The sequence below is a fragment of the Plantactinospora sp. B24E8 genome (assembly GCF_039871735.1).
Taxonomy (GTDB): domain Bacteria; phylum Actinomycetota; class Actinomycetes; order Mycobacteriales; family Micromonosporaceae; genus Plantactinospora.
Map to the genome: position 1 here is coordinate 115,481 of NZ_JBDPMH010000016.1, position 26,669 is coordinate 142,149.

The 26,669-nt window shown below is 72.3% G+C and carries 24 protein-coding genes, 1 tRNA gene and 2 pseudogenes; 18 read left to right on the forward strand and 9 right to left on the reverse strand.

Annotated elements, in window-relative coordinates:
• Positions 1 to 117: 117 nt before the first annotated feature.
• The 3 genes from ABGB21_RS22540 to ABGB21_RS22550 all read left to right on the forward strand — a co-directional run bounded on the left by ABGB21_RS22540 (position 118) and on the right by ABGB21_RS22550 (position 3,380).
• Positions 118 to 783: a DUF305 domain-containing protein gene (locus tag ABGB21_RS22540; protein ID WP_347654193.1), complete on the forward strand. Its 666-nt coding sequence runs from the start codon at positions 118 to 120 to the stop codon at positions 781 to 783.
• 66 nt (positions 784 to 849) lie between these two features.
• On the forward strand, positions 850 to 1,461 hold the full coding sequence (locus ABGB21_RS22545; RefSeq protein ID WP_347654192.1) for an NADH-quinone oxidoreductase subunit B family protein: 612 nt from the start codon (positions 850 to 852) through the stop codon (positions 1,459 to 1,461).
• A 338-nt stretch (positions 1,462 to 1,799) separates the two neighbouring features.
• The gene (locus tag ABGB21_RS22550) at positions 1,800 to 3,380 is read left to right on the forward strand and encodes a serine/threonine-protein kinase (protein WP_347654191.1); all 1,581 of its coding nucleotides are present in this window, start codon (positions 1,800 to 1,802) and stop codon (positions 3,378 to 3,380) included.
• Positions 3,381 to 3,392: 12 nt separating this feature from the next.
• Here ABGB21_RS22550 and ABGB21_RS22555 read toward each other — a convergent pair whose 3' ends face one another.
• From ABGB21_RS22555 to ABGB21_RS22565, 3 genes are read right to left on the reverse strand one after another with little or no spacing between them, the layout of a single operon-like run.
• Positions 3,393 to 4,691 (reverse strand): serine/threonine-protein kinase, encoded by a 1,299-nt coding sequence (locus ABGB21_RS22555; protein WP_347654190.1) that lies wholly within the window; start codon positions 4,689 to 4,691, stop codon positions 3,393 to 3,395.
• Positions 4,688 to 5,887, reverse strand: a complete 1,200-nt coding sequence (locus tag ABGB21_RS22560) for an FHA domain-containing protein (RefSeq protein ID WP_347654189.1) — start codon at positions 5,885 to 5,887, stop codon at positions 4,688 to 4,690. Before ABGB21_RS22560 ends, ABGB21_RS22555 begins: the two co-directional genes overlap by 4 nt.
• Positions 5,888 to 5,943: 56 nt before the next feature.
• Positions 5,944 to 6,990, reverse strand: a complete 1,047-nt coding sequence (locus ABGB21_RS22565) for a glucose 1-dehydrogenase (protein WP_347654188.1) — start codon at positions 6,988 to 6,990, stop codon at positions 5,944 to 5,946.
• 137 nt (positions 6,991 to 7,127) lie between these two features.
• Here ABGB21_RS22565 and ABGB21_RS22570 point away from each other — a divergent pair, with 137 nt between their 5' ends.
• Together ABGB21_RS22570 and ABGB21_RS22575 are read left to right on the forward strand one after the other, a co-directional pair.
• Complete coding sequence (locus tag ABGB21_RS22570) at positions 7,128 to 7,856, forward strand: NADH-quinone oxidoreductase subunit C (RefSeq protein WP_347654187.1); 729 nt, start codon at positions 7,128 to 7,130, stop codon at positions 7,854 to 7,856.
• Positions 7,856 to 8,821, forward strand: coding sequence for a complex I subunit 1 family protein (locus tag ABGB21_RS22575; RefSeq protein ID WP_347679389.1), 966 nt, complete (start codon positions 7,856 to 7,858; stop codon positions 8,819 to 8,821). The genes ABGB21_RS22570 and ABGB21_RS22575 overlap by 1 nt, the downstream gene beginning before the upstream one ends.
• A gap of 101 nt (positions 8,822 to 8,922) precedes the next feature.
• On the opposite strand, the gene ABGB21_RS22580 is transcribed toward ABGB21_RS22575, so the two are convergent.
• Positions 8,923 to 10,338: an MFS transporter gene (locus ABGB21_RS22580; protein ID WP_347654185.1), complete on the reverse strand. Its 1,416-nt coding sequence runs from the start codon at positions 10,336 to 10,338 to the stop codon at positions 8,923 to 8,925.
• Between the two features lie 141 nt (positions 10,339 to 10,479).
• Between ABGB21_RS22580 and ABGB21_RS22585 the strand changes: the two genes are divergently transcribed.
• A complete protein-coding gene (locus ABGB21_RS22585; protein ID WP_347654184.1) occupies positions 10,480 to 11,538 on the forward strand; it encodes a LysR family transcriptional regulator in 1,059 nt (352 codons plus the stop codon).
• A gap of 279 nt (positions 11,539 to 11,817) precedes the next feature.
• Here the strand turns inward: ABGB21_RS22585 and ABGB21_RS22590 are convergent.
• Positions 11,818 to 11,931 (reverse strand): annotated as a pseudogene (locus ABGB21_RS22590) (TetR/AcrR family transcriptional regulator); the annotation flags it as partial.
• Positions 11,932 to 12,076: 145 nt separating this feature from the next.
• On the opposite strand from ABGB21_RS22590, the gene ABGB21_RS22595 reads away from it, so the two are divergent.
• Positions 12,077 to 12,844, forward strand: coding sequence for an SDR family oxidoreductase (locus ABGB21_RS22595; protein WP_347679391.1), 768 nt, complete (start codon positions 12,077 to 12,079; stop codon positions 12,842 to 12,844).
• A gap of 63 nt (positions 12,845 to 12,907) precedes the next feature.
• Here the strand turns inward: ABGB21_RS22595 and ABGB21_RS22600 are convergent, their stop codons facing one another.
• Positions 12,908 to 13,480, reverse strand: a complete 573-nt coding sequence (locus tag ABGB21_RS22600; protein ID WP_347654182.1) for a Uma2 family endonuclease — start codon at positions 13,478 to 13,480, stop codon at positions 12,908 to 12,910.
• A 187-nt stretch (positions 13,481 to 13,667) separates the two neighbouring features.
• Between ABGB21_RS22600 and ABGB21_RS22605 the strand changes: the two genes are divergently transcribed.
• From ABGB21_RS22605 to htpX, 7 genes are all read left to right on the forward strand, one after another.
• Positions 13,668 to 14,186, forward strand: coding sequence for an NADH-quinone oxidoreductase subunit I (locus ABGB21_RS22605; RefSeq protein ID WP_347654181.1), 519 nt, complete (start codon positions 13,668 to 13,670; stop codon positions 14,184 to 14,186).
• Positions 14,183 to 14,686: an NADH-quinone oxidoreductase subunit J gene (locus ABGB21_RS22610; RefSeq protein ID WP_347654180.1), complete on the forward strand. Its 504-nt coding sequence runs from the start codon at positions 14,183 to 14,185 to the stop codon at positions 14,684 to 14,686. The genes ABGB21_RS22605 and ABGB21_RS22610 overlap by 4 nt, the downstream gene beginning before the upstream one ends.
• Positions 14,683 to 15,147, forward strand: a complete 465-nt coding sequence (locus tag ABGB21_RS22615) for an NADH-quinone oxidoreductase subunit NuoK (protein ID WP_347654179.1) — start codon at positions 14,683 to 14,685, stop codon at positions 15,145 to 15,147. Before ABGB21_RS22610 ends, ABGB21_RS22615 begins: the two co-directional genes overlap by 4 nt.
• Entirely contained in the window at positions 15,144 to 17,129 is a 1,986-nt protein-coding gene (locus ABGB21_RS22620; protein ID WP_347679393.1) for an NADH-quinone oxidoreductase subunit L, read from the forward strand. The genes ABGB21_RS22615 and ABGB21_RS22620 overlap by 4 nt, the downstream gene beginning before the upstream one ends.
• Positions 17,126 to 18,727 (forward strand): NADH-quinone oxidoreductase subunit M, encoded by a 1,602-nt coding sequence (locus ABGB21_RS22625; protein ID WP_347679395.1) that lies wholly within the window; start codon positions 17,126 to 17,128, stop codon positions 18,725 to 18,727. The genes ABGB21_RS22620 and ABGB21_RS22625 overlap by 4 nt, the downstream gene beginning before the upstream one ends.
• 186 nt (positions 18,728 to 18,913) lie before the next feature.
• Entirely contained in the window at positions 18,914 to 20,572 is a 1,659-nt protein-coding gene (locus tag ABGB21_RS22630; protein ID WP_347654176.1) for a proton-conducting transporter membrane subunit, read from the forward strand.
• A gap of 110 nt (positions 20,573 to 20,682) precedes the next feature.
• Positions 20,683 to 21,564 carry a zinc metalloprotease HtpX gene (gene htpX / locus ABGB21_RS22635; RefSeq protein WP_347679397.1) on the forward strand — a complete coding sequence of 294 codons (882 nt, stop codon included), beginning with the start codon at positions 20,683 to 20,685 and terminating at the stop codon, positions 21,562 to 21,564.
• Positions 21,565 to 21,642: 78 nt separating this feature from the next.
• On the opposite strand, the gene ABGB21_RS22640 is transcribed toward htpX, so the two are convergent.
• Positions 21,643 to 22,614: a MerR family transcriptional regulator gene (locus ABGB21_RS22640; protein ID WP_347679399.1), complete on the reverse strand. Its 972-nt coding sequence runs from the start codon at positions 22,612 to 22,614 to the stop codon at positions 21,643 to 21,645.
• A gap of 145 nt (positions 22,615 to 22,759) precedes the next feature.
• Between ABGB21_RS22640 and ABGB21_RS22645 the strand changes: the two genes are divergently transcribed.
• From ABGB21_RS22645 to cutA, 3 genes are all read left to right on the forward strand, one after another.
• Positions 22,760 to 24,028 carry an MFS transporter gene (locus ABGB21_RS22645; protein ID WP_347654172.1) on the forward strand — a complete coding sequence of 423 codons (1,269 nt, stop codon included), beginning with the start codon at positions 22,760 to 22,762 and terminating at the stop codon, positions 24,026 to 24,028.
• A gap of 325 nt (positions 24,029 to 24,353) precedes the next feature.
• Positions 24,354 to 25,067 (forward strand): hypothetical protein, encoded by a 714-nt coding sequence (locus ABGB21_RS22650; protein ID WP_347654171.1) that lies wholly within the window; start codon positions 24,354 to 24,356, stop codon positions 25,065 to 25,067.
• Between the two features lie 92 nt (positions 25,068 to 25,159).
• Complete coding sequence (gene cutA / locus ABGB21_RS22655) at positions 25,160 to 25,504, forward strand: divalent-cation tolerance protein CutA (RefSeq protein WP_347679401.1); 345 nt, start codon at positions 25,160 to 25,162, stop codon at positions 25,502 to 25,504.
• A 66-nt stretch (positions 25,505 to 25,570) separates the two neighbouring features.
• Here the strand turns inward: cutA and ABGB21_RS22660 are convergent, their stop codons facing one another.
• Entirely contained in the window at positions 25,571 to 26,068 is a 498-nt protein-coding gene (locus ABGB21_RS22660) for a YajQ family cyclic di-GMP-binding protein (protein WP_347654169.1), read from the reverse strand.
• Between the two features lie 146 nt (positions 26,069 to 26,214).
• Between ABGB21_RS22660 and ABGB21_RS22665 the strand changes: the two genes are divergently transcribed.
• A tRNA-Tyr gene (locus ABGB21_RS22665) sits at positions 26,215 to 26,298 on the forward strand.
• Positions 26,299 to 26,572: 274 nt separating this feature from the next.
• On the opposite strand, the pseudogene ABGB21_RS22670 reads toward ABGB21_RS22665, so the two are convergent.
• Positions 26,573 to 26,669 (reverse strand): annotated as a pseudogene (locus ABGB21_RS22670) (IS982 family transposase); the annotation flags it as partial.

The following is a 26,669-nucleotide window of genomic DNA, read 5'->3' on the forward strand; positions in this document are numbered from 1 at the left end:
GTCGAACGTGACGCGGGCCTGTACCGCCGTCGAGCGGTGTGGTCGGGGCGGCAGCCCGCAGACCGGCAGGCGCCCGGCAACCGGCGACGGACGCCGGGAACGGATCGGAGGAGAAGGATGGCGTACTGGCGTCGTACCCCACTCGTCGTCGCCCTGCTGCTGCTCGGCGGCTGCGGGGCCGGCCCGACCGGCCCGACCGGCCAGCCGGCCGCCGCGCCACCCAGCCCGGTCCCGACGGCGGTCGCGGCCGGAGCGCCGGCCACGTCCGGAGCGGTCACGCCCGGTGCGTCGGCCGCGTTCAACGCCGCCGACGTGATGTTCCTGCAGATGATGGTCACCCACCACGGCCAGGGCCTGGACCTGGTACGACTCGTGCCCGGCCGGGCGGCACGGTCCGAGGTGACCGTCCTGGCGGCCGCCATCGAGGTGACCCAACGGGCCGAACAGGAGACGATGCGGGGCTGGCTGCGGGACTGGGGACGGCCGACCGAGGCGGATCCCGACGCGCACGCGCACGCCGACCACGGCGGACTGCCGGTGACCGGGCCGGCGCAGATCGCCGACCTGGGGCGCAAGAGCGGGACGGAGTTCGAGACCGACTTCCTCAACCTGCTGATCGGCCACCAGCACGGCGCCGTCGAGATGGCCCGGATGGAACTGCGGTCGGGGACGTACCCGGAGGTCCGCGAGTTGGCCCGGCGGATCGAGCTGTCCCGGACCGCGCAGATCGACCAGATGCTGAAACTGGCCGCCGCGCCGGCCGGCGACGGATCGGCCGGGTAGCTGCCGGCGCCCACGCCCCCGGCGCTGTGGTTCACTGTCGGGAGGAGACCAGGAGAGGGGGCGATCGTGCAGCTACCGGCGGTGCTCGGCGAACCGATCCGGTTCGTGCTCAACTGGGGCCGGCGCTACTCGCTCTGGGTCTTCAACTTCGGGCTGGCCTGCTGCGCCATCGAGTTCATCGCCACCAGCATGGGACGGCACGACTTCATCCGGCTCGGCGTGATCCCGTTCGCGCACGGCCCGCGCCAGGCCGACCTGATGGTGGTCTCCGGCACCGTCACCGACAAGATGGCCCCGGCGATCAAGCGGCTCTACGACCAGATGCCCGAACCGAAGTACGTCATCTCGTTCGGCGCCTGCTCCAACTGCGGGGGGCCGTACTGGGACTCGTACTCGGTGACCAAGGGAGTCGACCAGATCATCCCGGTCGACGTGTACGTACCCGGCTGTCCGCCCCGGCCGGAGGCACTGCTGCACGGCATCCTGATGCTGCAGGAGAAGATCGCCGGCGAGCGGTCCGGGTTCGGCGGCGTCGCCCGCCCCGACGAACTCGCCTCCCCCGCCGACGCCCCGGTGTCGACGCGGGCCCCGGCAGCGACCCGGGCCCCGGCCGGCCTCGGGCGCAGCGTCGAGTCGCTGACCGCCCCACCGGTGCCGCCGCCCTCGATCGGCGGCTGACGGTCACCCGGTTCGCGACCGCCGACCTCACCGAGCTGCGGGCGATCGCCGGCGGTGCGGGCCGCCATGATCGAGGCGTTCGAGCGGTACCTGGCCACCCTGCGACCGGCGACGGCCAGCTGCCCCGCCTGTAGCGTCTCCCGACGGTCCAGCAGGGGTGCGTCCGCCGCATACCCTCACTATGATGACCGTCAAAATCTTCGAGTGCGGTGCGGTTTCCGCAGCCGTACGCGTCGCCCTTCGCCAGGGCCTCGATGACCTCCGCCGACGAGCGGGCCGGTCCGTGTCGGTCACGGACGACGCCGGTGCCGATGGTGTCCCACGAGGGGAGTGAGGCCGTGTTCACGAGTCTGAGCAGCGACGACCCGCAACAGATCGGCGGCTACCGGCTGCGGGCCCGGCTCGGGTTCGGCGGCATGGGCCAGGTCTACCTCTCCTTCACCCCCGGCGGTCGCCCGCTGGCGCTGAAGGTCGTCCGGCGGGAGTACGCCGACGACCGCGACTTCCGGCGGCGGTTCGCCGAGGAGGTCCGTGCCGCGCAACGGGTGAACGGCGTCTACACCGCCCAGCTCGTCGACGCCGCCGCCCCCGAGGCGGAGGTCCCCTGGCTGGCCAGCGCGTACGTTGCCGGCCCAACGTTGCGAGATGCGGTGCAGGACCACGGCCCGTTGCCGGTCGGCAGCGTACGTCCGCTGATCGCCGCCGTTGCCATGTCGTTGCACGCCATCCACTCGGCGGGCGTGGTGCACCGGGATCTCACCCCGGGCAACGTGGTACTCGCCGCCGACGGTCCCCGGGTCATCGACTTCGGCATCGCCCGCGCGGTCGACGCCACCCACCTCACGCTCAGCCACACCCCGATCGGCACGCCCTCGTTCATGGCTCCGGAACAGGCCAACGGCCTTCCGCTGACCCCGGCGGCGGACGTCTTCAGTCTGGGCGCGGTCGCCTACTTCGCGGCCACCAATCGCACCGCGTTCGGCGACGGCAACTTCCTGAGCGTGCTGCGCCGGGTCGCGGAGGCGGAGGCGGACCTGACGGACTGCCCGGCCGAGCTGCGCGGACTGGTCGAGGCGTGCCTGCGCCGGGAACCGGGTGAGCGGCCGAGCACCACCGATGTCGTGGAGGCGTGCGGCGGAGTGCCCCGGTTCACCACCGGTTGGCTGCCGCGGCCGGTCGCCGCCGACGCCGCAGCCCGGAGCGCCGCCGTGGCGGCCCTGGCAGCCGAGCCGCCGGAGGCGGTACGGGTGTTTCCGGGCGTACCGTCGACCGGCGCCACCGGTACGGGCGCGGCGGCGGTCTCGCGGCGCCGCCGTGGTCCGCTGGTCGCGTTCGCCACCGTACTGGTGCTGCTGCTCGGGGTCGCCGGTGGAGTGGCGATCGCGTCGATCCTCGATCCGGACTCGGGTACCGGTCAGCGAGACGGGCTCCAGGACGGGGCGGTCGCCACGCCGGGTGGCGACGCGCCCGGCACGTCCGGCCCGCCGTCCCGGTCACCCAGCCCGTCCGCCACCCCGTCGCCGACCGCCGAGCCGGGTCCGGCCGTGCAGTGGACCGGCAAGGTCCGGATCGCCCGGTACGGCGTTGACCTGGACCCGGTCCCGCCAGAGCGGGGCGATCTGTACGACCTTCTTGACGCGGACGTCGATCTCGGCCTGGTGGGCGATCGCGATTCCCAGATTTCCGGTGTCGGAACGGGCCTTGCGACCTGGCCCGGAGACAACGCTCCCAGCCATGCGGAGTGTACGGAACTGCTCCTCACCCAGGGTGTGGGGGCGCTACGGGTGACAGCTGGCGAGGTCGTCTGCGTGGCGACCGACGAGGAACGCGTCGCGGTGCTGACCGTGGACGGAATCGCCAAGGACTTCAACACCGGATTCACCGCGACGGCGAAGGTGTGGGCACCGGCCGGCTCCTGACGTCGGAGCCGGTCACGCCTGGCCGTCGCGGAAAGCGCGGATCTCGCGGACCAGGGGATGGTCGGCACCCAACGCGGCCTCGGCCCTCGCGGCCAGCCGGACCAGGCGAAACGCCGCGACCGCCTGCACACCCAGGCCGAACTTGCTGCGTACCCGGCCGAACTCGGCCGCGAACCGCTGTGGATCGCCGTCGTGGCCCTGGACGCGCAGCCGGTGGGCCAGCTCGGCGAAGTGCCGGTCGGCCTCGGCGTACCGGCCCTGCCGGAGCAGCAGTTCACCGTGACGCAGCTCCGGTGGCTGACCGGGATCGGCCTGCTGACCCGCTGCCGGTGCGGGGTGCGGGACCTCGACCGTCGGGCGGCGTTCGCCGGTCACGATCGCCCGTTCCCGCGCGAGGGCTGCCGAGTCGGGCGGGTCCGGGGGTCCGGACAGGTCGACCTGGGCGGCGGCCGGCGCGAGCGGCGGCGGGACGATCCCGGCCGGTGCCGGGAGGAGCCCGGCGAGGACGTCCCGGACCTGACCGGCGGAGGGCCGGGCCGGCGGATCCTTGGCCAGCATGGCGAGAATCAGCCTGGCCAGCTCCGGCGGCGCCTCCGGGCAGCGCGCCGTCACCGGTTCCGGCCGGGTGTACAGGACCCGTCTGGCGAATTCCTGGGGCAGGCCCTGTACGCCGAACGGCGGGGCGCCGGTCAACAGCGCGTACAGCACCGCCCCGAAAGCGTGTATGTCGGTGGGGAGACCGGGTTCGTCGCCCCGGTACTGCTCCGGCGACATGTACGGGAGTGTGCCCATCACGACACCCGCCGCGGTGAGCCGGGGTACGGACGAGTCGGGGAGGGCGGCCAGCCCGAAGTCGCAGATCTTGATCATCCCGTCCTCGTCCAGGACGAGGTTCGACGGTTTGAGATCGCGGTGGACGATCGGGGTCTCGGCGCCGTGCAGGCGAGCCAGCGCGTCGGCGACCGGTATGCCGTACCGGATTACCTGTCCGACCGGCAGCCGCCGGTGTTCGCGCAGGAGATGGTTGAGATCCGGGCCGGTCAGGTGCTCCATCACGACGAAGGCCCGGCCGTCGTGCCAGTCGTAGTCGAAGATCGCCACGACGTTCGGGTGCCTGATGCTGGCCAGTACCTCGGCCTCCCGCTCCAGGCGGGCGAACCGCTCCGAGTCGAAGGTGGACGGCAGCAGTTTGATCGCGACCCGGCGCTTCAGTTTCTGGTCGAAGGCGGCGTACACCTCACCCTGACCGCCCTGCCCGAGCTGGTGCGACAGGAAGTAGCGCCCCTTCAGCCGCTCGCCGCTGGCGGTCACCGGCGGTGCGACCGGTAAAAGCCGGTCTTCTGGTCGGCCTGCGCGCGTACGGCATCGACCGGGGCCGGGATTCCCGGATCGGCGTCGAAGACGTACCGCCGGCCGGAAGGGACCAGCTCGACATCGTCGCAGAGCACGACCACCTGACCGCTGCGCAGTTGCCAGGTCCGGCCGCGCGGAATCCGACTCCGCGGACCCGGCGCGGGATCGTCGCCACCGGCGTCCGGACCTCCCAGCACTGCGGCGCCGTCACGGCGCAGCCACGTCCCGTTCCGGCTGAGATCGCGGACGCTGATCCTCGACCCGTCCCAGGTCAGCTCGACGTGTTCCCGGCTGATCCGGTCCAGGTCCTGCTCCCGCAGGATCGGGCTGGTCAGGGCGACACCCGACTCGGCGGGTGCCCGACCGACCACCACCGCCGTGCCGGCCACCAGCATGAACCGGTAGCGCACGACGCCCTCGATCCGGACCTTCACCTGCACCCGGGACGGGGTCGGGCCGAGGTCGGTCATCCGCTCGCGGTGGGTGGGGCAGCGGACGACGGCACCGTCGAAGACCGGTGCCGGCTGTCCGCCGACCGGGTCGGGCCCGAACATCGGGCAGTCCGGTACCGGACACAGCCAGAGCCGGGTCAACAGCTCTTGGCGGGCGCCGGTGCCGGTGCGGCGGTCGTACATGTGGGCCGCCACCAGCCGATCCTGCTCCTCCTTGCGGGAGATCTCGTGCTCGGCAGGCGTGGGCATGGGGTTGGGCGTGATGCCGACCCCGATTCCGCCCGGACCCGGCACCTGCCGGAAGAACTGGTCGGGGTTTCCCGCGATCCAGGGGTATTTCCGGTAGTCGCCCACGTACCGGTCGTTGCTGACCACGTAGAGCCCGGTGGTGTCGGCGAGTTCGAGGATCCGGTCGTCCGCCCGGGGCCGTACCTCGATCAGACCCTGCTGGTACCAGCGGTGCAGGGTCGCCCGCTCCTGCGCGGTCAGGGCATGTTGTTTCAGCAGCGAGCGGTCCGCGACCGCGTACACCTGGACCGTCTCGTCCCGGGTGTACGCGGCCAGCGCCTCGATCAGCCCCAGGAAACGCTGGAGGTTCGCCGGCCGGTCGTCGCACAGCTTCCGGTCCCGGACCACGTTGGAGAGATCGACCACGAAGTCCGCGGCCCGGGGCTTGAGGGTCAGATGATGCTCCGGACGCATACATGCAAATCTAACAGTCGAGAAAAGGTCGGGCCGTACTCGAAGAGGGGACCGGGTCACCGCTGGAAGTCGACGACCACCTTGATGTCGTCCGGCTCCCGACGGTACGCGTCGGCGTACGCCGCCACCGGCACCCGGCGGCTGATCATCGTGCCGAGCCAGTCCGGGTCGGCGGCGGCCAGTGCCTCGGCGGCGAGTTCCCAGTGCCGGCGGTTGGCGTTCACCGTGCCGAAGACGACGTTGTTCTCCAGCACCAGCGCCCGGTTGAGCGCGCCCGCGTCGAAGTCGATCGTCCGACCACCGGTGGAGACACCGGTCAGGCAGACGATGCCGTTCGGTGCCGCCTTGCACATCGCGTCCAGGATCACCGGGGGCGCGCCGGTGCACTCCAGCACGACGTCGAACTCGGGACCGATGTCGGTGACACTGCCGGTGTGGAAGCGCCCGCCGAGCGCCTCGACCAGCGCCGGCTTCGCACCACTGGCGGTCCGGTTCAGTACGTGCACCTCGAAGCCGCGCTGGCTGGCCAGCAGGGCGGCGAGCAGCCCGATCGGTCCCGCCCCGGTGACCAGTACGGTGTGCGGTTCCCAGGTCGACCGGGCGCCGATCCGCTCGATGTGGTCCCAGGCCTTGGCGAGGATGCTGGTCGGCTCCAGCAGCACGCCGAGTCCGCCGAGCTTCGGGTCGAGACGTACCGCGAACTTCGGCGGCACCCGCCAACGGTCCCGGGCGAAGCCCGGCAGCCCCTTGATGCCGTGCTCGGTGTAGCGGCCGTTGCGGCACATGTCCCACTCGTCGGCGGCGCAGTTCGAGCAGGGCACCGGGTCCGGGTGCCGGACGATGCCGGCGACCAGGTCACCGGGGGCCAGCGAACCGGTCGGGTCCTCGACCACCCGGCCGAGTGACTCGTGCCCGAGCACCAGGTTCCGGGTGCCCGGTGGCGGTTCGCCGTGCCCGCCGTCGATGATCTCGTGGTCGGTGCCGCAGACGCCGACCGCGATCGCCTCCACCAGCACCGCGCCCTCGGCGGTGTCCGGCTCGGGATGCTCCTCGTCCAGCCGCAGCGAGTCCGGTTGGCCCGGGATCACGGTTATCGCACGCACCTGGTTGATTGTTCCCTGCCGAGCCGTCCGGTACGCCCGAACCGGCCGACCTCGTCGCACCGGTTACGTCCAGCCGAACCCCAGGTCTGAGGTGTTGGCCGGCGACGTGGACGCCGGATGGCCATAGGATCGCGGGCATGACGCCGGAAGAGGTCGGGAACCGGTTCGCCAGCCTGCTCGCCGACGTGGAGGTCACTGTCGGGCGGTCGGGTGGTCAGGCGTACGCCCGGGCGACCGTGGACGTGCCGCCGGGCAGTTGGCGGGCGGCGCTGCGGGCGGCCCGGGACGACGCCGAACTCGCCTGCGACTTCTTCGACTGGCTCTCCGCGGTGGACGAGTTGGCCGCCGGCTTCGACGTGGTGGTGCACCTGTGGTCGACCCGGCACCGGCACGGTCTGCTGCTGCGTACCCGGGTGTCCCGGGAGGAGCCGACGGTGGCGTCGGTGGTGGACCTCTTCCCCGGTGCGGGTTGGCACGAGCGGGAGACGTACGAGATGTTCGGCATCGGCTTCGACGGACATCCCGACCTGGCCCCGCTGCTGCTGCCGCCGGAGTTCGAGGGACATCCGCTGCGCAAGGAGTTCGTGCTCGCCTCCCGGGTCGCGAAGGCGTGGCCGGGGGCGAAGGAGCCCGGCGAGTCCGAGGCCGGGACCGGCCGCCGGCAGGCGATGCGGCCGCCGGGCGTACCGGCGCCGGGGGAGTGGGGACCGGCGGCGGCCGTACCCGGGGTGGAGAGCCCGCCGCAGCGTCCGGCCCGGCGCCGGCCCACGACCGGCACCCCCGGCACGCCGGCCCGCCCGCCGGTCTCCGGACCGGCCGGGTCCGGGTCGTCGTCCGGCGGGGCCGAGGGCGGGGAGGAGTCCTGATGCCGCTCTGGCTGGAGCTGCTGGTGCGGGTGGTCGGGGTGGTCGCCGCGTTCCTGGTCCTGCCGTTGGTCGTCGGGCAGGCCGAGCACAAGGTGATGGCGCACATGCAGGGCCGGCTCGGCCCGATGTACGCGGGTGGCTTCCACGGCTGGGCCCAGCTCATCGCCGACGGGGTCAAGTTCGTGCAGAAGGAGGACGTCACCCCGCGCGAGGCTGACCGGGCGGTGTTCCGGCTGGCCCCGGTGGTGGCCCTGGTGCCCTACCTGCTCGCCCTGCTGGTCATCCCGCTCGGCCCGAACGACCTGGTCGGGCAGCCGTTGGACATCGGGTTGTTCTTCGTGCTCGCGGTGGTCGGCGTCGGCGTGGTCGCGGTGCTGATGTCGGCCTGGGCGTCGGCGAACAAGTACAGCCTGCTCGGCGGGCTGCGGGGCGCGGCCCAGCTGCTCGGCTACGAACTGCCGCTGGTGCTGGCGGCGGCGAGCGTGGCAATGGCCGCCGGTACGTTGAGCCTGCCCGGCATCGTCGAGGCGTGGCAGCCGTGGTGGCTGATCTGGCAGGCGCCGGCGATGTTGGTCTTTTTCGTCGCCGGGCTGGCCGAGATCCGGCGCCCGCCGTTCGACATGCCGATCGCCGACTCGGAACTGGTCTTCGGCTACCTGACCGAGTACACCGGCCTGCGGTTCGCCTTCTTCCTGCTCGCCGAGTACGTCGGCATCGTGGTCATCGCCGCGCTGACCACCGTGCTCTTCCTCGGCGGCTGGCAGGGTCCGTTCGGTGACGAGTACCTCGGCTGGCTCTGGACCCTGATCAAGGTGTTCCTGGTCTCCTTCGTGATCATCTGGTTCCGGGTCAGTTATCCCCGGCTGCGCGAGGACCAGTTGCAGCGGCTCTGCTGGCTGGTCCTGGTGCCGGTGGCGCTCGGCCAGCTCGTGCTGACCGCCGGGGTCCGGCTCGCGATCGCCTGAGCCCGGAGTCGGCTGTCGCTCCTCGACTGGTCCACCGGGGCGCCACCGCAGGCATGTTCCGGGTCGGGACACCGTCCACCGGCAGCGGCCGCCGAGCGCGCTCAGCCATTCGGCCGGTGTGGCCGGGCCCGGACGGCGAACGCCGTCGCGGCACAGCACACGGCGCACAGGATCAGCGAGACGGCGGCGCCGCCGCTGTCTCCGGGCTGCCCGACGGTGACGAATGCGCCGGCCACGGCCACCCCGACGGTCGCGCCGACCTGACGTACCGCGTTGAGCAGCCCTCCGGCGACGCCCGCCGTACCGGGCGGTGCCGTGGTGACCACGGCGGTGGCGAGAGCGGGCAGGGCCAGCGAGACGCCGAATCCGGTGCCCAGCAGCCCGACGACCAGCAGGGGGTACGACGTCCCGGCCGCGAGGGCCCCGCCGAAGGCCGCCACGGCCGCGCCGAGGGCCAACCCGGCCACGGTCAGCAGCGCCAACCCGGCGAGCACCGGCTTCTCCGGGCCGGTCCGGGCCACGATCCGGCCGGTCAACAACGGGTTCACCGCGAACGGCACGGTCATCGGCAGGAACGCCAGGCCGACCGCGACCGGACTCAGCCGCAGCGTCTGCTGGAAGACCAGAGGCAGCACGAACAGCACCGCGGACATCATGAAGTTGACCGCCGCCCCGGCCAGTAGCGCGGACCGGATACCTGCGGTCCGGATCACGGCGGGGGCGAGTACCGGAGCGACGCTGCGTCGTTCCCGTACCACGAAGAGCGCGCCGGCGGCGACGGTGGCGAGCGCCGCCGCGAGCCCGTGCCGCACCGCGCCGGAGCCGAACGCGATGAGCGCGTCGGTCAACAGTCCGAGCACCGCGCACGCGGCGAGCTGCGCGGGCCAGTCGATGGTGCGCTCACCACGGGGGCAGCGGACCGCGGCCCCGGCGGTCAATCCCAGTACGACGCCGGCCAGTGGCACGTTGACCAGGAAGATCGCCCGCCAGCCGGCGAGGTCGACCAGCGCGCCGCCGACGATCGGGCCGGCCGCGAGAGCGGCGCCGCTGGTCGCGGCCCAACCGGCAACCGCCTTCGCCCGGGCGGCCGGTTGCGGGTAGAGCCTGGCGATCATGGCCATCGAGGCGGGCACGGTCGCGGCGGCGGCGGCTCCGAGCAGCCCGCGCAGCACCACGAGGACCCCGACGTTCGGCGCGAGCGCGCAGAGCAGGGAGCCGAGGCCGAAGAGGGCGATGCCGGCCCGGAACGACCGGTGAGCGCCGTACCGGTCGGCGACCGCGCCGGCACAGAGCAGCAGACCGCCGAAGACCACGGTGTACGCGGTGACCACCCACTGGAGGCCGGCCACCGAAGTATCCAGTGATCTCGCCAGGTCCGGTTCGGCCACCGACAGCACCGTCATGTCGAGCAACACCATGAAATAGCCCAGCGAGATGCCGAGCAGAGCGGATCTTCTCGCCCCGGGTTCGGCCGGCGTATCGGCCCCGGCGGGGCGGGCAAGGGGAACAGAGGTCATCAACTTCTCCCGGACCATCGGTTTCGGCGCTGCCAGCCTCGATCGGCGCCGGTCCCCGTTCCACCGGTGAGGCCGGACGCCGCGTTCGGAATTTCCGTACGTGGCGGCGGTGTTGACCATCAGCGGACAGGAGGAGAGCCCGTGGAACTGCGTCAGCTGCGCACCTTCGAGGTGGTCGCGCTCCGGCGTACCGTCACCGACGCCGCCCTTGACCTCGGCCTGGCGCCGTCCTCGGTGTCGGAGCAGATCCGCGCCCTGGAGAGGTCGCTCGGGGTGCCGGTGTTCGACCGCGGGCCCCGGGGCATGCGGTTGACCCCGGCGGGTGAACGCCTGCTGGGCTGGGCCCGGCGCCTCCTCGATCAGGCCGAGCAGGCCCGCCGGGAGGTCACCGCCGCGCCGTCGGTGCTGCGGCTCGGTGCCCTGGAGACGATCGCCGCCACCCACGTGCCCGGGGTGCTGGCCCGACTGGCCGAGCGCCGACCCGACCTCAGCATCGAGGTACGCGCCGACGGGGCCCGTGACCAACTCCTCCACGCGGTCGGGGTCGGTGATCTGGACGCCGCGCTGCTGCTGGACAGCGGTGACCGGCTGGGCGACCTCGGCTTCGACCTGCCACCCGCGCCGCTGGACTTCGTCGACCTGGAGCCGGTGCCGCTGGCGCTGGTCGCCGCGCCCGACCATCCGCTCGCCAACGCCACCACCCCACTCACCCGGACGGCGCTACGTGGTCAGAAACTGCTGGTCAACCTGCCGGCCTGTTCGTTCTGGCTGGCCGGCGAGCGGTTGCTCGGCGGTGAGGTCGAACGGGTCCGTGCCGGCGGCGTACCGGTGATGCGGGCCTGGGCGGAGCAGGGGCTCGGCATCGCGCTGCTGCCCGAGTTCGCGGTCGCCGACCAGTTGGCGGCCGGTGGTCTCCGCAAACTCGCCCTCGACATCCCGGAACTGCAGCTCCGGCTGGTCTGGCGGACCGACCGGGAGACCGATTCGGCGGTGCGCCAACTCCTCTACGCGGCCAGCGCCCACCGGCCGCTGGCCGGGCGCCTCTCGGTTGGTTCAGGACTGCGGCCAGGCCCGCATGGCGGCCTCCGCGACGGCCTCGAGCTGAGCCCGGGTCGCACCGTCCCGGGCCTGCTGGGACATGCCCTGCAGGGTGGTGGCGGTGAACATCGCCAGAGTTCCGGGGTCGGTGTCGGAGGGTAGGTTCCCGGCGTCGACATCGGCCCGGATCCGCTGTTCCAGCTCGCGTACGTTCGTGTTCCGCTGCCGACGGAGCAGCTCCTCGACATCGGCGTTTCCCGGACCGCAGTTGGTGGCGGCGCTGATCACGAGACAGCCGCGCGGGTGCTCGGGATCGGTGTACTCGGCGGCGGCCTCCCGCAACATCCGGGCCACTCCCCGTCGCGCGGTGGGCTCCTCGGCCAGGGACCGCATCGCGAACGCGCCGTGGCTGCGCCCGTACGCCTCGACGGCCTCACGGAACAGTGCCTTCTTGTCGCCGAAGGCGGCGTAGAGGCTGGGCGTACCGATGCCCATGGCGCCGGTCAGTTCGGCAATCGACGTCGCCTCGAAGCCGTACTCCCAGAAAGTCCGCATGGCGACGTCGAGCGCCCGGTCCCGGTCGAAGGCCCGGGGGCGTCCGCGTCGTGGTGTAGTCGTCGTCACACATCCATTCTATAGCGCTTGCTACAGAAGCGACCATAGCCTTTATGTAGTGATGACTACAGAAAGGCGGATCCCCGTGGGTACGTTGACCGGCAAGACGGCGCTCGTCACCGGAGCCAGTCGCGGCATCGGCCGTGCCATCGCCCTCCGGCTCGCCGCCGAGGGGGCGCTCGTGGCCGTGCACTACGGCAGCAACGAGGCCGCGGCGAAGGAGACGATCGACCTGATCGCAGGCGCCGGCGGCCGGGCGTTCCCGGTTCGCGCCGAGCTCGGCGTACCCGGTGACGTGGCCACCGTGTGGTCCGGCTTCGACGCCGGGCTGCACGCCCTCGACGTCGAGCCCGGCCTCGACATCCTGGTCAACAACGCGGCCATCGCCCGCTCGGAGGCGCTCGACGGGGTTACCCCGGCGGAGTTCGACGCGCTCTTCGCCGTCAACGTCAAGGCGCCGCTCTTCCTCGTCCAGCAGGGTCTGGATCGCATCCGTGACAACGGTCGGATCATCAACATCGGCTCCGGCGTGACCCGGATCGCCTATCCCGAGACGATCGCCTACTCGATGTCCAAGGGCGCGTTGGACACCTTCAGCCTCACCCTGGCCAAGGCCCTGGGGCCACGGAACATCACCGTCAACTCCGTCTCGCCGGGCATCGTCGACACCGATGTCAACGCCGGTTGGTTGCGCGACAACCCGGACGCGTGGACGCACGCGGCGGCGTACTCGACCTTCAACCGGGTTGGTCAACCCGCCGACATCGCCGACGTGGTGGCCTTCGTCGCCTCGTCGGACGCGCGCTGGATCAGCGGCCAGAACATCGACGCGACCGGCGGATCGCATCTCTGACTCCGACCAGGATCCGGCGGGACATCCGTGGTGACTGTCCGTGGTTCGTGGCTGGAGTTGCAGCTAGAAATGACGCGGGATCAGCCGGCTGATCGGCAGGTTGATCGGCCAGGGTTCGCCGGTGTCGACGTACTTTGTCCAGCGGCCGGTCTCGACGTAGATCTCGTTCACCGGATCAATCTTGTGGGTGTGCACGACCAGCCCGTCCCTGATTTCGATCCGCCAGTAGAACGGGATGCCGGCCTTGGCGTACAGCGCCGGTTTGAGGACCCGGTCCATACTCTCCGAACTCTCCGAGACGATCTCCACGGCGAGCACCACCTCGTGTGGCTCGTACTTGGCGGTGCGTCGGGCCGCGGCGGCGGCGGTGGTGACCAGGACGTCCGGTATGAAAGACCGTCGATTGCTGATCCGTACCTCCACCGCCTGGGTGACGTCGTACTCGTCCGGGCAGTCCTCTTCCAGAGCGACCATCAGGCGTCCGGCGACGGTCTGGTGAGCCGCGGTGGGGGAGGGCGACATGATCAGAACTCCGTCGAGAAGCTCGCGGCGGTGGCCGTCGTCGGGCATGGCGTCGAGATCGTCGGTGGTCCACCCGCCGGTGGGCGGGTACGCGTCGCTCAGGGCCGCGGTCATGGCGCTGCTCCTCTTCGAGGTGTCGGGGCGCAATCACCCAGTGCCACCGTACCGCTTCCGTCGGGTGGGGGTGGTCGCGCCGGAACGGCCGACACGGCAGGATATGGCGCATGAGCGAGCGGAGCGAGCGAACCAGCCAGCTCAGTCTCGGCGTTCATGACGACGACGAGCGGAGCGGGGAGTCGGCATGAACGTACCCGGCGAAGGACTGGCGAAGGGGCTGGCCGTCACCCTCAAGACGATGACCCGCCGCTCGCACACCCAGCAGTACCCGGACGTCCAGCCCGACCTGCCACCCCGCTCCCGGGGCGTCATCGCGCTGCTGGCGGAGAACTGCACGGTCTGCATGCTGTGCGCCCGGGAGTGCCCGGACTGGTGCATCTACATCGACTCCCACAAGGAGGAGGTGGCGATGCCCGGCGCGGCCCGGCCGCGTCAGCGCAACGTGCTGGACCGCTTCGACATCGACTTCTCGCTCTGCATGTACTGCGGCATCTGCGTCGAGGTCTGCCCGTTCGACGCCCTCTACTGGTCACCCGAGTTCGAGTACGCCGAGTACGACATCCGGGACCTGCTGCACGACAAGGAGCACCTCGGGCAGTGGATGGCGACCGTGCCGCCGCCGCCCGCACACGACCCGAACGGTGAACCGTCGAAGGAGGAGGCCACCGCCGCGCGCAAGGCCGCCGCCGAGGGCCCCTCGTGACCGCCGCCGACGTACTGATGCTGGCCCTGGGTGCGGTCGCGGTCGGCTCCGGGGTGCTGGTGGTGACCACCCGGCACCTGGTCCGGGCCGGCCTCTATCTGGTGGTCACCCTGGCCGCCGTCGCCGGCCTCTTCCTGGTGCTGACCGCCGAACTCGTCGCCTGGGTGCAGTTGCTGATCTACGTCGGCGCCGTGGTCGTCCTGCTGCTCTTCGCGGTGATGCTGACCCGGGCGCCGATCGGGGCCGCCGACGACCTCGACCGCCCCGGCTGGCCGGGCGCGTTGATCGGCGGCGGGACCGGGCTCGGCCTCGCCGCCCTGCTGGTCGACGCGTACCGGTGGTCGACCGTGGAGTTGCCGGAGCCGGGGACGGCGGAGCGGCTCGGCACCGAACTGTTCAGCTCCTGGGTGCTGCCGTTCGAGGTGCTCTCCGTACTGCTGCTCTCCGCCCTGGTCGGGGCGATCGCGATCAGCGTACGGATCCCGGGGCGTGACCGGTGAGACCCGTCATCCCGTACGTCGTCGCCGCGTTGCTCTTCGGCCTCGGCGTGTACGGCGTCCTGCGCCGCCGCAACGCCGTCCTGGTGCTGATGTCCGTCGAGCTGATGCTGAACGCGGTCAACCTGCTGCTGGTCACCGCCAACACCGCTCCGCTGGCGACCGCGACCGGCCGGGCCGTCCCGGCGCCGGTCGCCCCACAGCCGTCCCCGGCCGCCGAGACCGCCGCCGCGCTGCCGTTCACCGGGCAGGCGTTCACCCTGTTCGTCATCGTGATCGCCGCCGCCGAGGTGGGGGTCGGGCTGGCCATCGTGCTCCAGCTCTTCCGGCTGCGGGGCACGGTGGTCGTCGACGACGTACGCCTCGACGGACACACCCCGGACACCGGACCGCAGGCGATCGTCGCGGCGCCGCCGGTCGCACCGGCTCCCGACGGGCCGACGACGAGGGGAGCGGGGACGTGACCGCCGCGCACACGCTGGGCGTGCTGCTGCCCGCCGTACCGTTCGGGCTGGCCCTGGTCGGGCTGCTGCTGCCGCAGCGGTCCCGGCTCGGCGCGGCGGCGCTCGGCACCACCGGCGCGGCGGTGTCGCTGGCGGTCGCGGTCGCCCTGCTGCTGACCCTGAGCGGTCGGTCCACCGACGCCGCCGCCGAGTGGATCAACGTCGGCGGCTTCTCCGTCACGCTCGGCGTCCGGCTCGACCCGGCCGCCGCCCTGGTCGCGGTCGCCGTCGCCGCGGTGGCGACGGCCGTGCAGGTCTACTCCGTCGGCTACCTGCGCGACGACGACCGGTACGCCCCGTACGCCGCGCAGATCAGCCTCTTCACCGCCGCGATGCTGCTGGTGGTGGTCTCCGGCGACCTGATCCTGCTGCTGGTCGGCTGGGAGGTGATGGGCATCTGCTCCTACCTCCTCATCGGCCACGACCGGCGGCTGCCCGAGGCGCCGGCCGCCGCCGTCAAGGCGTTCCTGGTCACCCGGGTCGGCGACGTCGGCTTCCTGCTCGGCATCGTGCTGCTCGGCGTGGCCGCCGGCAGTTTCCGGATCGCCGACGTGCTCGCCCACGACTACTCGACCGGCCAGCTCACCGCCGCCTGCCTGCTGCTGCTCGCCGGGGTCGCCGGCAAGAGCGCCCAGTTCCCGCTGCACACCTGGCTGCCGGACGCGATGGCCGGCCCGACCCCGATCTCCGCCCTGATCCACGCCGCGACCATGGTGGCGGCCGGCATCTACGCCGTCACCCGGCTCTTCCCGCTCTTCGCGGCGGCCCCGGCGGCGCTGGCCGTGCTCGGCGTGCTGGGCGCGGTGACGCTGCTGCTCGGCGCGCTCGCCGCGACCGCCCAGGACGACATCAAACGGGTGCTGGCCTGGTCGACGGTGTCGCAGATCGGCTACATGGCCGGGGCGCTCGCCGTCGGTTCGCCGCCCGCCGCGCTGTTCCACCTGCTCAGCCACGCCGCGTTCAAGGCGCTGCTGTTCCTCGCCGCCGGTGCGGTGATCCACGCGGTCGGCAGCAACCTGATGTCCGCGATGGGTGGGCTGCGTCGGCCGATGCCGGTCACCTTCTGGTGCACCCTGGTCGGGCTCGGCGCGTTGGCCGGGGTGCCGCCACTGGCCGGCTTCTGGAGCAAGGACAACATCCTGGTCGTCGCCGAGCAGGCCGCCCGGCACCACACCGGCCCGACCGCCGCCTGGGTCGGCTGGCTGGTCTGGATCGCCGGCCTGGTCGGGGTCGTCCTCACCGCCTGGTACGCCACCCGGCTGCTGCTGCGCACCTTCCTCGGCCCGTCCCGGGCCCAGCCGCACCCGATCGACGGCGCACCGACCGACACCCCGGAGGCGGTGTCGCTGGACGCCCCCGCCCCGGCAGCCGACCGTACCGTCGGGACCGCGCCGATCGACGCGCCGGCCAGCGCCCCCGCACCGACCCGGGCCGGCGTACCGCACGATCCGCCGGGGCTGCTGCGCTGGCCGATCCTGCTGCTCGCGGTTCCGACCGTGGCGCTCGGGCTGCTGGTTTTCGTCGACCCGTTCCGGTCCGCGCTCGACCTGGACGAGGCCCACCTGGACGGCTTCGTGGTCATCCCGGTGGCGCTGATGCTGGTCGGCGCGGGACTCGCCTGGTGGCGCTGGCGGGCCGACCCGACCGTCGACCCGGCTACCGCGCTGGGTCCGCTGCGCCCGGCCTTCGCCGGCGCCTTCTGGCTCGACGAGGTCCAGCACACCCTCGTCGTACGGCCGGTCCGGGCCCTCGGCCGGCTGGCGAGACGTACCGACGAGGTGGTGGTGGACGGGGCGGTCGAGGGAACCGGCCGGGCCACCACCGGGCTCGGCATCGGACTGGAGCTGCTGCACCGGGCCGGCGTACCCCGGGCGGTGGCGGCGGTGCTGGCCGGCGCCCTGCTGCTCGGCGCCGCCGCACTCGCCTGGGGAGGTGCGACGTGAACCCGGACGGGACGGTCACCCTCGGCGGGGTCGGGCTGGTCGCCACCGTCGGGCTGCCCGCTCTCGGGGCGTTGCTGCTCGCCCTGTTTCCGGCCCGGGCCGACCGGGCGGCCCGGATCACCGGCACGGCCTTCGCCGCCGCCACCCTCGTGGTCGCCGCCCTGCTCGCGGTCGGCGCGAACACCGGCAGCGGCGGCTGGTTCGGCTACCGGCCACAGACCGCCGGCCCGCCCGGGATCCGTCCCTGGCACGACCTGGACCTGACCTGGGTACCCGGCCTCGACCTGCGCTTCCACCTCGGGGTCGACGGGGTCTCCTATCCGCTGGTGGTGCTCACCGCACTGCTGACGCTGCTCTGCTGCGGCTACACCCTGTGGCGGGTGCCCACCCCGGGACGCGGCCGGACCCTGGTCGCCCTGCTGCTAGTCGTCGAGGTCGGCATCCTCGGCACCTTCCTCGCCCTCGACCTCGTGCTCTTCTTCCTCTTCTTCGAGGTCGTGCTGCTCCCGATGTACGCGATCATCGCCATCTGGGGCGGCGAGGGGCCGGAGATGCCGCGCCGCTACCCGCCGTACGGCTCGCCGGTGCGCGACCGGGCCCGGCACGCGGCCCGCAAGTTCGCCCTCTACACCCTCTTCGGCTCGGTACTGCTGCTGGTCGGCGTTCTCACCGTGACCACCGCCGCCGGCACCGCCGACCTGGTGACGCTGACCGGCGGCGGCGGACTGTCCCGGGGCACCCAACTGGCCGCGTTCATCCTGCTGGCGATCGCGTTCGCGGTGAAGAGCCCACTCTGGCCGCTGCACTCCTGGCTGCCGGACGCGCACACCCAGGCGCCGACCGTCGGCAGCGTCATCCTCGCCGGCGTACTGCTGAAGATGGGGACGTACGGGCTGATCCGGGTGGCGGTCGGAGTCGCCCCCGAGGGCGCCCGGTGGGCCGCCCCGGTGCTCGGTATCCTCGCCGTCGCGGCGATCATCGTCGGTTCGCTGGTCTGCCTGGCGCAGAGCGAGCTGAAGCGGCTGATCGCGTACTCCAGCGTCGGGCACATGGGCTTTGTGCTGCTCGGCATCGCCACCCTGACCGCCACCGGGATCCAGGCGGCGCTGATCGGCAACATCGCGCACGGCGTCATCACCGGACTGCTCTTCTTCCTCGCCGGGGCGATCAAGGACCGTACGCACACCGGCGCCCTGACCGAGCTGGGCGGGCTGCGCGAGTCGACACCCCGGCTGGCCGGGCTGCTCGGCTTCGCCGCGATCGCCTCACTCGGGCTGCCCGGCCTCGCCGGCTTCTGGGGCGAGGCGTTCGCCGTGGTCGCCGCCTGGCAGCGCGGCGGCCCACTCTGGACCACCCTGGCCGTGCTGGCCGCGTTCGGCGGGGCGCTCACCGCCGCCTACCTGCTCCGGCTGCTGCGCCGGGTCAGCCACGGACCGGCGAGCCCGGCGGTGCTCACCCTGACCCCCGGGCTCAGCGGCGCCGAACTGGCCGCCTGGGCGCCGCTGGTGCTGCTCGCGCTCGCCATCGGCCTCGCCCCGACCCTGGTGCTCGGCGTGGCCGAGACCCCGGTCGGGATCCTGCTGGAGGCGATCCGGTGAGCCGACCGTGGCCGGTGGCCGTGACCCGGGCCGGGATCCTGCTGGGGGCAGATCCGGTGAGCCGACCGTGGCCGGTGGCCGTGACCCGGGCCGGGATCCTGCTGGGGGCAGATCCGGTGAGCCGACCGTGGCCGGTGGCCGTGACCTGGGCCGGCGTGGTCCGATGAGCCGACGGTGGGAGCTGCCGTGACCCAGACCGTGGACAACGTGGCGCTGCTGCCGGCGTACCTGGCCGCCGGCACCGCCGTACTCGTGCTCCTGGCCGACCTGCTGGTCGCCCGGCGGGGCGCGACGGTGGCCGCCTTCGCCGCCGGGGCGGTCGCCACCGGGATCGGCGCGGTCGTGGTCAGGGTGCAGGCCGGCGACCGGCGGACGTTCTGCGTCGGCGACGGCTGCTCCTACCAGTGGACGGGCAGGGCAGCCCTGGTCGGTTGCCTGTTCGCACTGCTCACCCTCGGGGTGCTGGCACTGTCGGCGCCGCTGCTGCGCGCCGGGCGGGTGCCGCCGGGCGAGTACTGCTTCCTGCTCGCCTGCTCGATGACCGGCGGCGTGGTGCTCGGCGCCGCCGGTGACCTGATCACCCTGGTCGTGGCGCTGGAGACGCTGACCCTGCCGCTCTACGTCCTGGTCGGGCTCCGGCAGCGCAGCGTCGCCGGCGCCGAGGCGGCGCTGACGTTTTTTGTGGTCAGCGTGGTGGCGACCGCGGTGACCCTGCTCGGCGCGGCACTGCTCTACGCGGTCACCGGGGTGGTGCACCTGAGCCTGCTCGGCGCCGCCTTCGAGGCCGGGCCGACCCTGCTGGACCTGCCGCTGGCGGTGGTCGCGGTGGCGCTGGTGGTGCTCGGGCTGGTCTTCAAGGTGGCGGCGGTGCCGTTCCACGCCTGGGCCCCGGCCACCTACGACGGGGCACCGGTGCCGGTCGCCGCGTACCTCTCCACCGCCTCGAAACTCGGCGGGGTGGTCGCGTTGCTCGCGGTTGTCGGCAGCGGCGTGGTCCAGGCGGTCATCCCGTCCGCGCCAACCGGGTCGCCGGCCACCGCGCCCGGCGCCCCGACCGCACTGCCGGCCGAGGTGACCGGCCCGGTGCTGGCGATCGTCGCGGTGCTGACCATGACCGTCGGCAACCTGGTCGCGCTGCGCCAGCGCCGGATGGTACGCCTGCTCGCCTGGTCGTCGGTGGCCCAGGCGGGCTACATCCTCGCCCCGCTCGGCGCGCTGGCACTCTCTGCTGGCCGTACCCCGGAGGCACTCGACACGGCGGTCGCCGCCGCGGTCGCGTACACGGTCTTTTTTGTACTGCTGGAGTTGGCCGCGTTCGCCGCGGTGGTCGCGCTGCGGCCGGCGGTCGCCGACGGCGGCGAGCTCGACGACTACCGGGGCGCGGCTCGCCGCCGGCCCTGGACCGGGGCGGCGTTTGTGCTCGCCCTGATCGGTCTGGCCGGGTTGCCGCCCGGGCTGGCCGGGCTGTTCGCCAAGGTCACCGTGGTCCGGGCGCTGCTGGACGGCGGTGCCGGCTGGCTCGCCGTGGTGGTGGCGCTGAACGCGGTGGTCGGGCTCGCCTACTACGTACGGGTCGCCGCCGCCCTGTACGCCCCGGCACCCGACACCGCCCGGACGTCCGACCCCGCCCCGCAGCCGGCCGCTTCCCGGGCCGGTACGGCCGCCGCCCCGCCGGTGCCGGCCGATCCGGCCGCGCCGGCGGTGCCGGCCGACGGTGTGGCCGTGCCCGGTGCGGTGGCGGTCCGACCCAGCTGGGCGGTTGTCGCCGTACTGGCCGGCGCGACCGTGGTGGCGGTTGTCGTCGGCGTCGCCCCGCAACTCGTGCTGGACGTCGCCGGCCTGTGACAACGGGCCGTTTTCCCAGCTAGTTCACAGTCATATCCGGATTGTTGAGCGGGTATCCGGTTGTTGAACCGGTCAGCGGGCCCACCTGCCCGCGCACCGAAGGAGTTATCGTGCATAGCCATCGAAACGGGCTCAAAACAGCCGCGCTACTTGGCCTGCTCACCGCTCTGATCCTCGGCGTCGGTTACTGGTTCGGCGGCAGCGGCGGTCTGGTGATCGCCGTGCTGATCTCGCTGGCCATGAACGCGGCCAGCTACTTCTGGTCGGACAAGCTCGCGCTGCGCGCGATGCGGGCGCAACCGGTCAGCGAGGCCGAGTTTCCGGCGCTCTACCAGATGGTCCGGGAGCTGGCGACCGAGGCCGGTCAGCCGATGCCGCGGCTCTACGTCAGCCCGACCATGCAACCCAACGCGTTCGCGACCGGACGTAACCCGCAGCACGCGGCGGTCGCGGTCACCCAGGGCATCACGCAGATCCTGGACTACCGGGAGCTGCGCGGCGTGATCGGACACGAGCTGTCGCACGTCTACAACCGGGACATTCTGATCTCCAGCGTGGCCGCCGGCCTGGCCGGCATCATCACCCTGCTGGCCAACCTCGCCTGGTTCATCCCGCTCGGCGGCGGGGACGACGAGGACGCGCCGAACCCGGCCGTACTGCTGCTGACACTCATCCTGGGCCCGATCGCGGCGACCCTGATCCAGCTTGCGATCAGCCGTAACCGGGAGTTCCAGGCGGACGCCTCCGGCGCCCGGCTGACCCGGGACCCGCTGGCGCTGGCCAGCGCCCTACGCAAGATCCACGCTGGTACCCAGCGGCTGCCACTGCCGGCCGACAACCGGCTGACCAGCACCGCCCACCTGATGATCGACAACCCGTTCAAGGGTGGTGGGGTGGCGAATCTCTTCTCCACCCACCCCAACATGGAGGAGCGGGTACGCCGCCTGGAGCAGATGGCGTACAGCGCCGGCCCGGTGCAGTACAAGCGCTGATTCCGGCCCCACCTGCGGCGGTCAATCTCGTCCCGGCCCCGGCACTCGAACGAGTGCCGGGGCCGAACCGTCCGCGGATCAGCTCGCCGGTGCCGGCCCGGGGGACACCGGTTTGAGGCGCTGGTGGAGTGCGGCGAGGGCGGGGGCGGGGTCGTCGGCGAAGAACCGGACCGTCCGGACCTCGGCACGCCGCCCGAGCGGACGTGTCGCGGTGACCGGCTCGGTCAACTCCAGCAGCAGGTTCGTCTGCGCCCCGACCGCGACCGCGAGCCGCTCCCCGTCGACCCGGACGGTTCCGGACTCGTCGTACCGGCGGATCTGCCGGACCTCGGCGATCAGCCGGCGCGGGACCCGGAGGTCGAAGAAGGCGCCGTAGCGGATCCGGACCTCGTCGGCGGTGATCACGTGCGGGCGGGTGACGATCGCCGCGACGACCGAGAGCACGGTCAGGATTCCGTACCCCTCGAGAACCAGGAGCAGGGTGCGTAGCGCCACCGGGGCGCCGAGCCCGCGCAGCAGGATCTCCACCGCGACCATCTCGATCACCATCACGACCAGGAGGACCACCGTCATCCCGGCCTGGGGACCGGTGTACGGGACGGCGGTCCCGCCCCTCGGTACCCCGTGTCGACGACCGGCGACCCAGAGGGCGAGGCTGACCAGGTTCCGCACGTCGAAACCCACGATCCGGCGGACCGGCTCCGGGACCGTCGAGTCGACGTCCAGGTCCGCCTCGGCCAGCAGGGTCGCGAGCCGTTGCCGGCGGGTCGCCAGCGCCTCCTGCTGCCGGGCCAGGTCGGCGTCGAGTTCCTCCAGCACCTCGCGGAGTTCCCGGCCCTGGGCGTCGCCGAGGATGTCGCGGATCTCGTCCAGGGCCAGGCCGAGTTCGGCGAGCCGGCGGATCCGGGCGAGCAGCACCGCGTCCCGCAGCCGGTACGCCCGATAGCCGTTGCCGAGGCGGTGCGGTTCCGGAAGCAGCCCCAGGTGGTGGTAGTGCCGCACGGCACGGGTGGAGACCCCGACCAGTGCGGCGAGTTCGCCGATCCGCATGACATCAGTAGAAACCTTGACGTCGCGTCATGGTCAACGTAATCCGGTTCGGTTGGCCGACCTGCCCGCGTTAGGGTCGATACGACTTCCACTCATTACGGCGCCGTCCCGCCGTGACCTCTGTCGCCTCAAGGAGTGCCCGCTCGTGACCGCGCTGCGTCAATACCTGCAGGTGTGGCGGATCCCCGGTGCGCCGATGCTGCTGATCGCCGGCATCGTCGGGCGACTCGGCATCGGCATGACCCCGCTCGCCCTGCTGATGGTCGTCGAGCAGGTCACCGGCCGGTACTCGCTGGCCGCCGTCGCCGGTGGCGTGTACGCGCTCGCCGGCGCCGCGCTCAGCCCGATCGCCGGCCGGATCGCGGACCGGGTCGGGCCCAGCCCCGTACTGCTGGTCACCGCGATCGCCCACCCGGTGGCGCTGATCGGCCTGCTGCTCGCCAGCCGCGCCGGAGCCGACGCCCTCGTGCTGATCTTCATCGCGTCGGCGGTCGCCGGGGCGACGTACCCGCCGTTGACCGCCGCCATCCGGGGAGCCTGGAACGACCTCACCGACCCCGCCTCCGGCCGGTACGCCCTGCGCAACACCGCACTGGCCGCCGAGACCTCCCTCTTCGAGATCGTTTTTGTCGTCGGCCCGACCCTGGTCGCGGTCTTCGTCCTGGTCGCCGACGCGGCTGCCGCGCTGGTCGGCGCCGCCGTGGTGACCCTGACCGGCACCGTCACGATCGCGCTCGGCAAGGTGATGCGGGGTTGGCGCCCGCACCCGCACGACACGCACGCCAAGGGACTCGGCCCACTGCGGGTCGGCGGCTTCCCCGCCCTGCTGTTCTGCGTGGCCGGGCTCGGCATCGCATTCGGCGCCGCCGGAGTGGCCGTACCCGCGTACGCCAGCGCACACGACGCGCCGAACGCGGAGAGTGTGGCCGGCATCCTGCTCGCCATGTGGGGGACCGGCAGCGCGATCGGCGGGTTCTGGTTCGGCACCCGGCCGCAGGCCCGCAACGCAGCCCGACAGTTCGCCCAGCTCCTCGCCCTGCTCGCGGCCACCTTCGTGGTCTTCGCGGTGATGCCCGGACCGCTCGCGCTCGGGGTGGCGCTGGTCGTCGGCGGGGCGACGATCGCCCCCGCGCTGACCCTGGAGAACACCATGGTCGGCCGGATCTCCCCGGCGAGCATGCTGAACGAGTCGTACACCTGGGTGGTGACCGTGGCGGTGGCGGCCAGCGCGGCCGGCGGCGCCGGAGCCGGCATCCTGGTCGACCTGGTCGGCGTACCGTGGGCGTTCGTCTTCGCCGGCGTCGCCGTCGCGGCCGCCGCGGTGGTCGCCGCGCTGCCGACCGGTTCGATCGCCCGGGCCGAGGCGTTGGCCGAGGTACGCCTGGAGCGCGCCCTCGCCACCGAACCGAGCTGACCGACCGGCCCGACCGGGTCAGGTGCTGACCTTTGGCCCGGTCCGGTTACCGTTGCGCAGCGTGGGGATCGACTGGGTACCAGCACGCCCCCGTCCCGGGACGGACCTCGACAAGCTGCGGGAACTGGTCGCTCTCCAGGCCCGACATGTGCAGGCGGCGGTGGCGCCACCCGGCGGCTGGGCGGCGCCCGAACCGCACCGCGCGCCGCTGCGGCCTGACCCGGTTGTACCGCGTGCGTCGCGGCCTGACCCGGTTGTACCGCGTGCGTCGCGGCCTGACCCGGTTGTACCGCGTGCGTCGCGGCCTGACCCGGTCGCGCCGCCCGTGTCGCGGCCCGACCCGGAGCTGGACGCCGAGGTGGTCGGCCCCGGGCGGTACGCCGACGTGGTCGACGGGCTGCGCAACTGGTTGGTGACCAGTTCGGACGAGAACGGCCACTCGCCCTACTTCCGGGTCACCGTGATCGGCGGCAATCCGCGGTTTCCGCTCTCCTGGCGCAGGGAGGCGTTCAGCAGCCTCCTGCCGGCTGCCGCCGTCGACGCGGTTGGCCGCTGGCGGTGGTGGTACGGCCAGATCAGCGCCGGGCGGATGTCGCACCATCTCAGTCATCTCCGCGCCTGGGAGGCCTACCTCGACCTGGTCGAGGCACAGGCCGCCCTGACCGCACGGGCCCACACGACCCTGTCGCGGACCAACGCCTGGGCCGGGCGGGACAACCTGCAGCAGGCCCGTCAGCGGGTGTTCGAACTGCCCGACCCGGCACCGCTGACCCGGCCCGGCCCGCCACCGGAGTCGCCGGCTGACGACCGGGCGGACCACGAGCGGGACAGGGCGATCCAGACGCTCGCCGGGCAGGTGGCGCGGGTGCGGGAGGTGACCCGGGAGTTCAACCGGGCGGTGCCCCGAGGCGTACGCGCCCGGGCACCAGAGCCGTTCGACCCGGCGGAGCTCCCGGTCCGGGACGAGTGGGTGGAGGAGTTCCTCGACTGGGTCGAACCGTTCCTGCGTACCGGACACGGCCTCTACCTGTGGGCCTGACCACGCCATGCCGGGTCGTACGCCTGCCGGAATCGCCTCCAGGCTCGCCGCCCGGCCTGACCGCCGGTGAGCCCCGGTCGTACCCTCCTGCCATGGAGGAGACCTGCGAGGTGATCGTCACCGCGGCGGAGGCGGAGTGGCTGGCCGAGTTCACCCGTCGGCTGGTGACGGACCGGCTCGCCGCCTGCGGGCACAACAGCGCCGCGATCCGGTCGATCTACCGGTGGGAGGGGAACGTCCACGACGAGGACGAGGCCCGGGTGGCGCTGCACACCCGGCGGTCCCTGGTGCCGGAGATCGTGGTTCGGGCGAACCAGGAGCACCCGTACGAGGTGCCCTGCGTGATCGCCGTGCCGATCGTCGACGGCAACCCGGAGTACCTGCGGTGGATCATCGCCGAGACCCGGGAGCCGGGGCAGTCGCCGGCGGCGAACTAGACAGAACGTGCGGGGCGGCCCGGATCCGGGCCGCCCCGCACAGTTCGTCACGCTCCGGCGGTCATGTCACCGGTAGTTGGTGAACTGCAGCGCCACGCCGAAGTCCTCGCCCTTGAGCAGCGCGATCACCGCCTGCAGGTCGTCCTTCTTCTTGCCGGTGACCCGCAGCTGGTCGCCCTGGATCTGCGCCTGGACCCCCTTCGGGCCCTCCTCGCGGATCTTCTTGCTGATCGCCTTGGCCTTGTCCGACTCGATGCCCTGGATGATCCTGCAGTCGATCTTGTACGCCTTGCCGGACGAACGCGGCTCGCCGGCGTCCAGGGCCTTCAGGGAGATGTTTCGCTTGACCAGCTTCTCCTTGAAGACGTCCAGGGCCGCCTTGACCCGCTCCTCCGTCTCGGCCTCGAGGCTGACCGCCTCGTCGCCGCCGGACCAGGAGATGGCGGCGCCGGTGCCCCGGAAGTCGAACCGGCTGGTGAGCTCCTTCTCGGCCTGCCGGAGGGCGTTGTCGATCTCCTGCCGGTCGACCTTGCTGACGATGTCGAACGACGGGTTGGCTGCCATGGTTGCGCTCCTGCTGTCTGCGTCATGAAGGTGTGCCGGGGCCGCCGGATGGCGGTACGACAAGCCGACCGTACCCGGTTGCGCGGCCCCCCGATGCAACCGCTATCCTTGCTTCCGCTGCCACGCTTAGCGGGGCGGCACGCCCAGGCGGGTTGCCCGAGCGGCCAATGGGAGCGGACTGTAAATCCGTCGCGAAAGCTACAGAGGTTCGAATCCTCTACCCGCCACCAGGGAACGACAAGGCCTCTGACCTGCGGAAACGCAGGTTGGGGGCCTTTGTCGTCTCCTGCTGCTGTTGGCCGCGAGTGCCCCCGGTTTACTGGCTGATCGGGCACGCAACGGGCACGTAAGCGAGTTGTCGGTGAGGTCCGCAGAAGCGCCGGCACGGTCGGGAGGCACGGTTTGACTGTCAGTGCAGCTCACTCTGCCGCGTTCAGGAGCGAGGCTCCTGCTGCCGGGCGTGTCTGGACGCTCCTAGATGATTGAGTCCTAAATCTTTGCTGGTCAATGGTCGTACGCGATGAGTGATCGTGGGTTGGGTGCGCCGATGTTGGTGTTGTGCCAGATCACAGCGGCCAGAGCGAGGAGGCGCTGACCGACG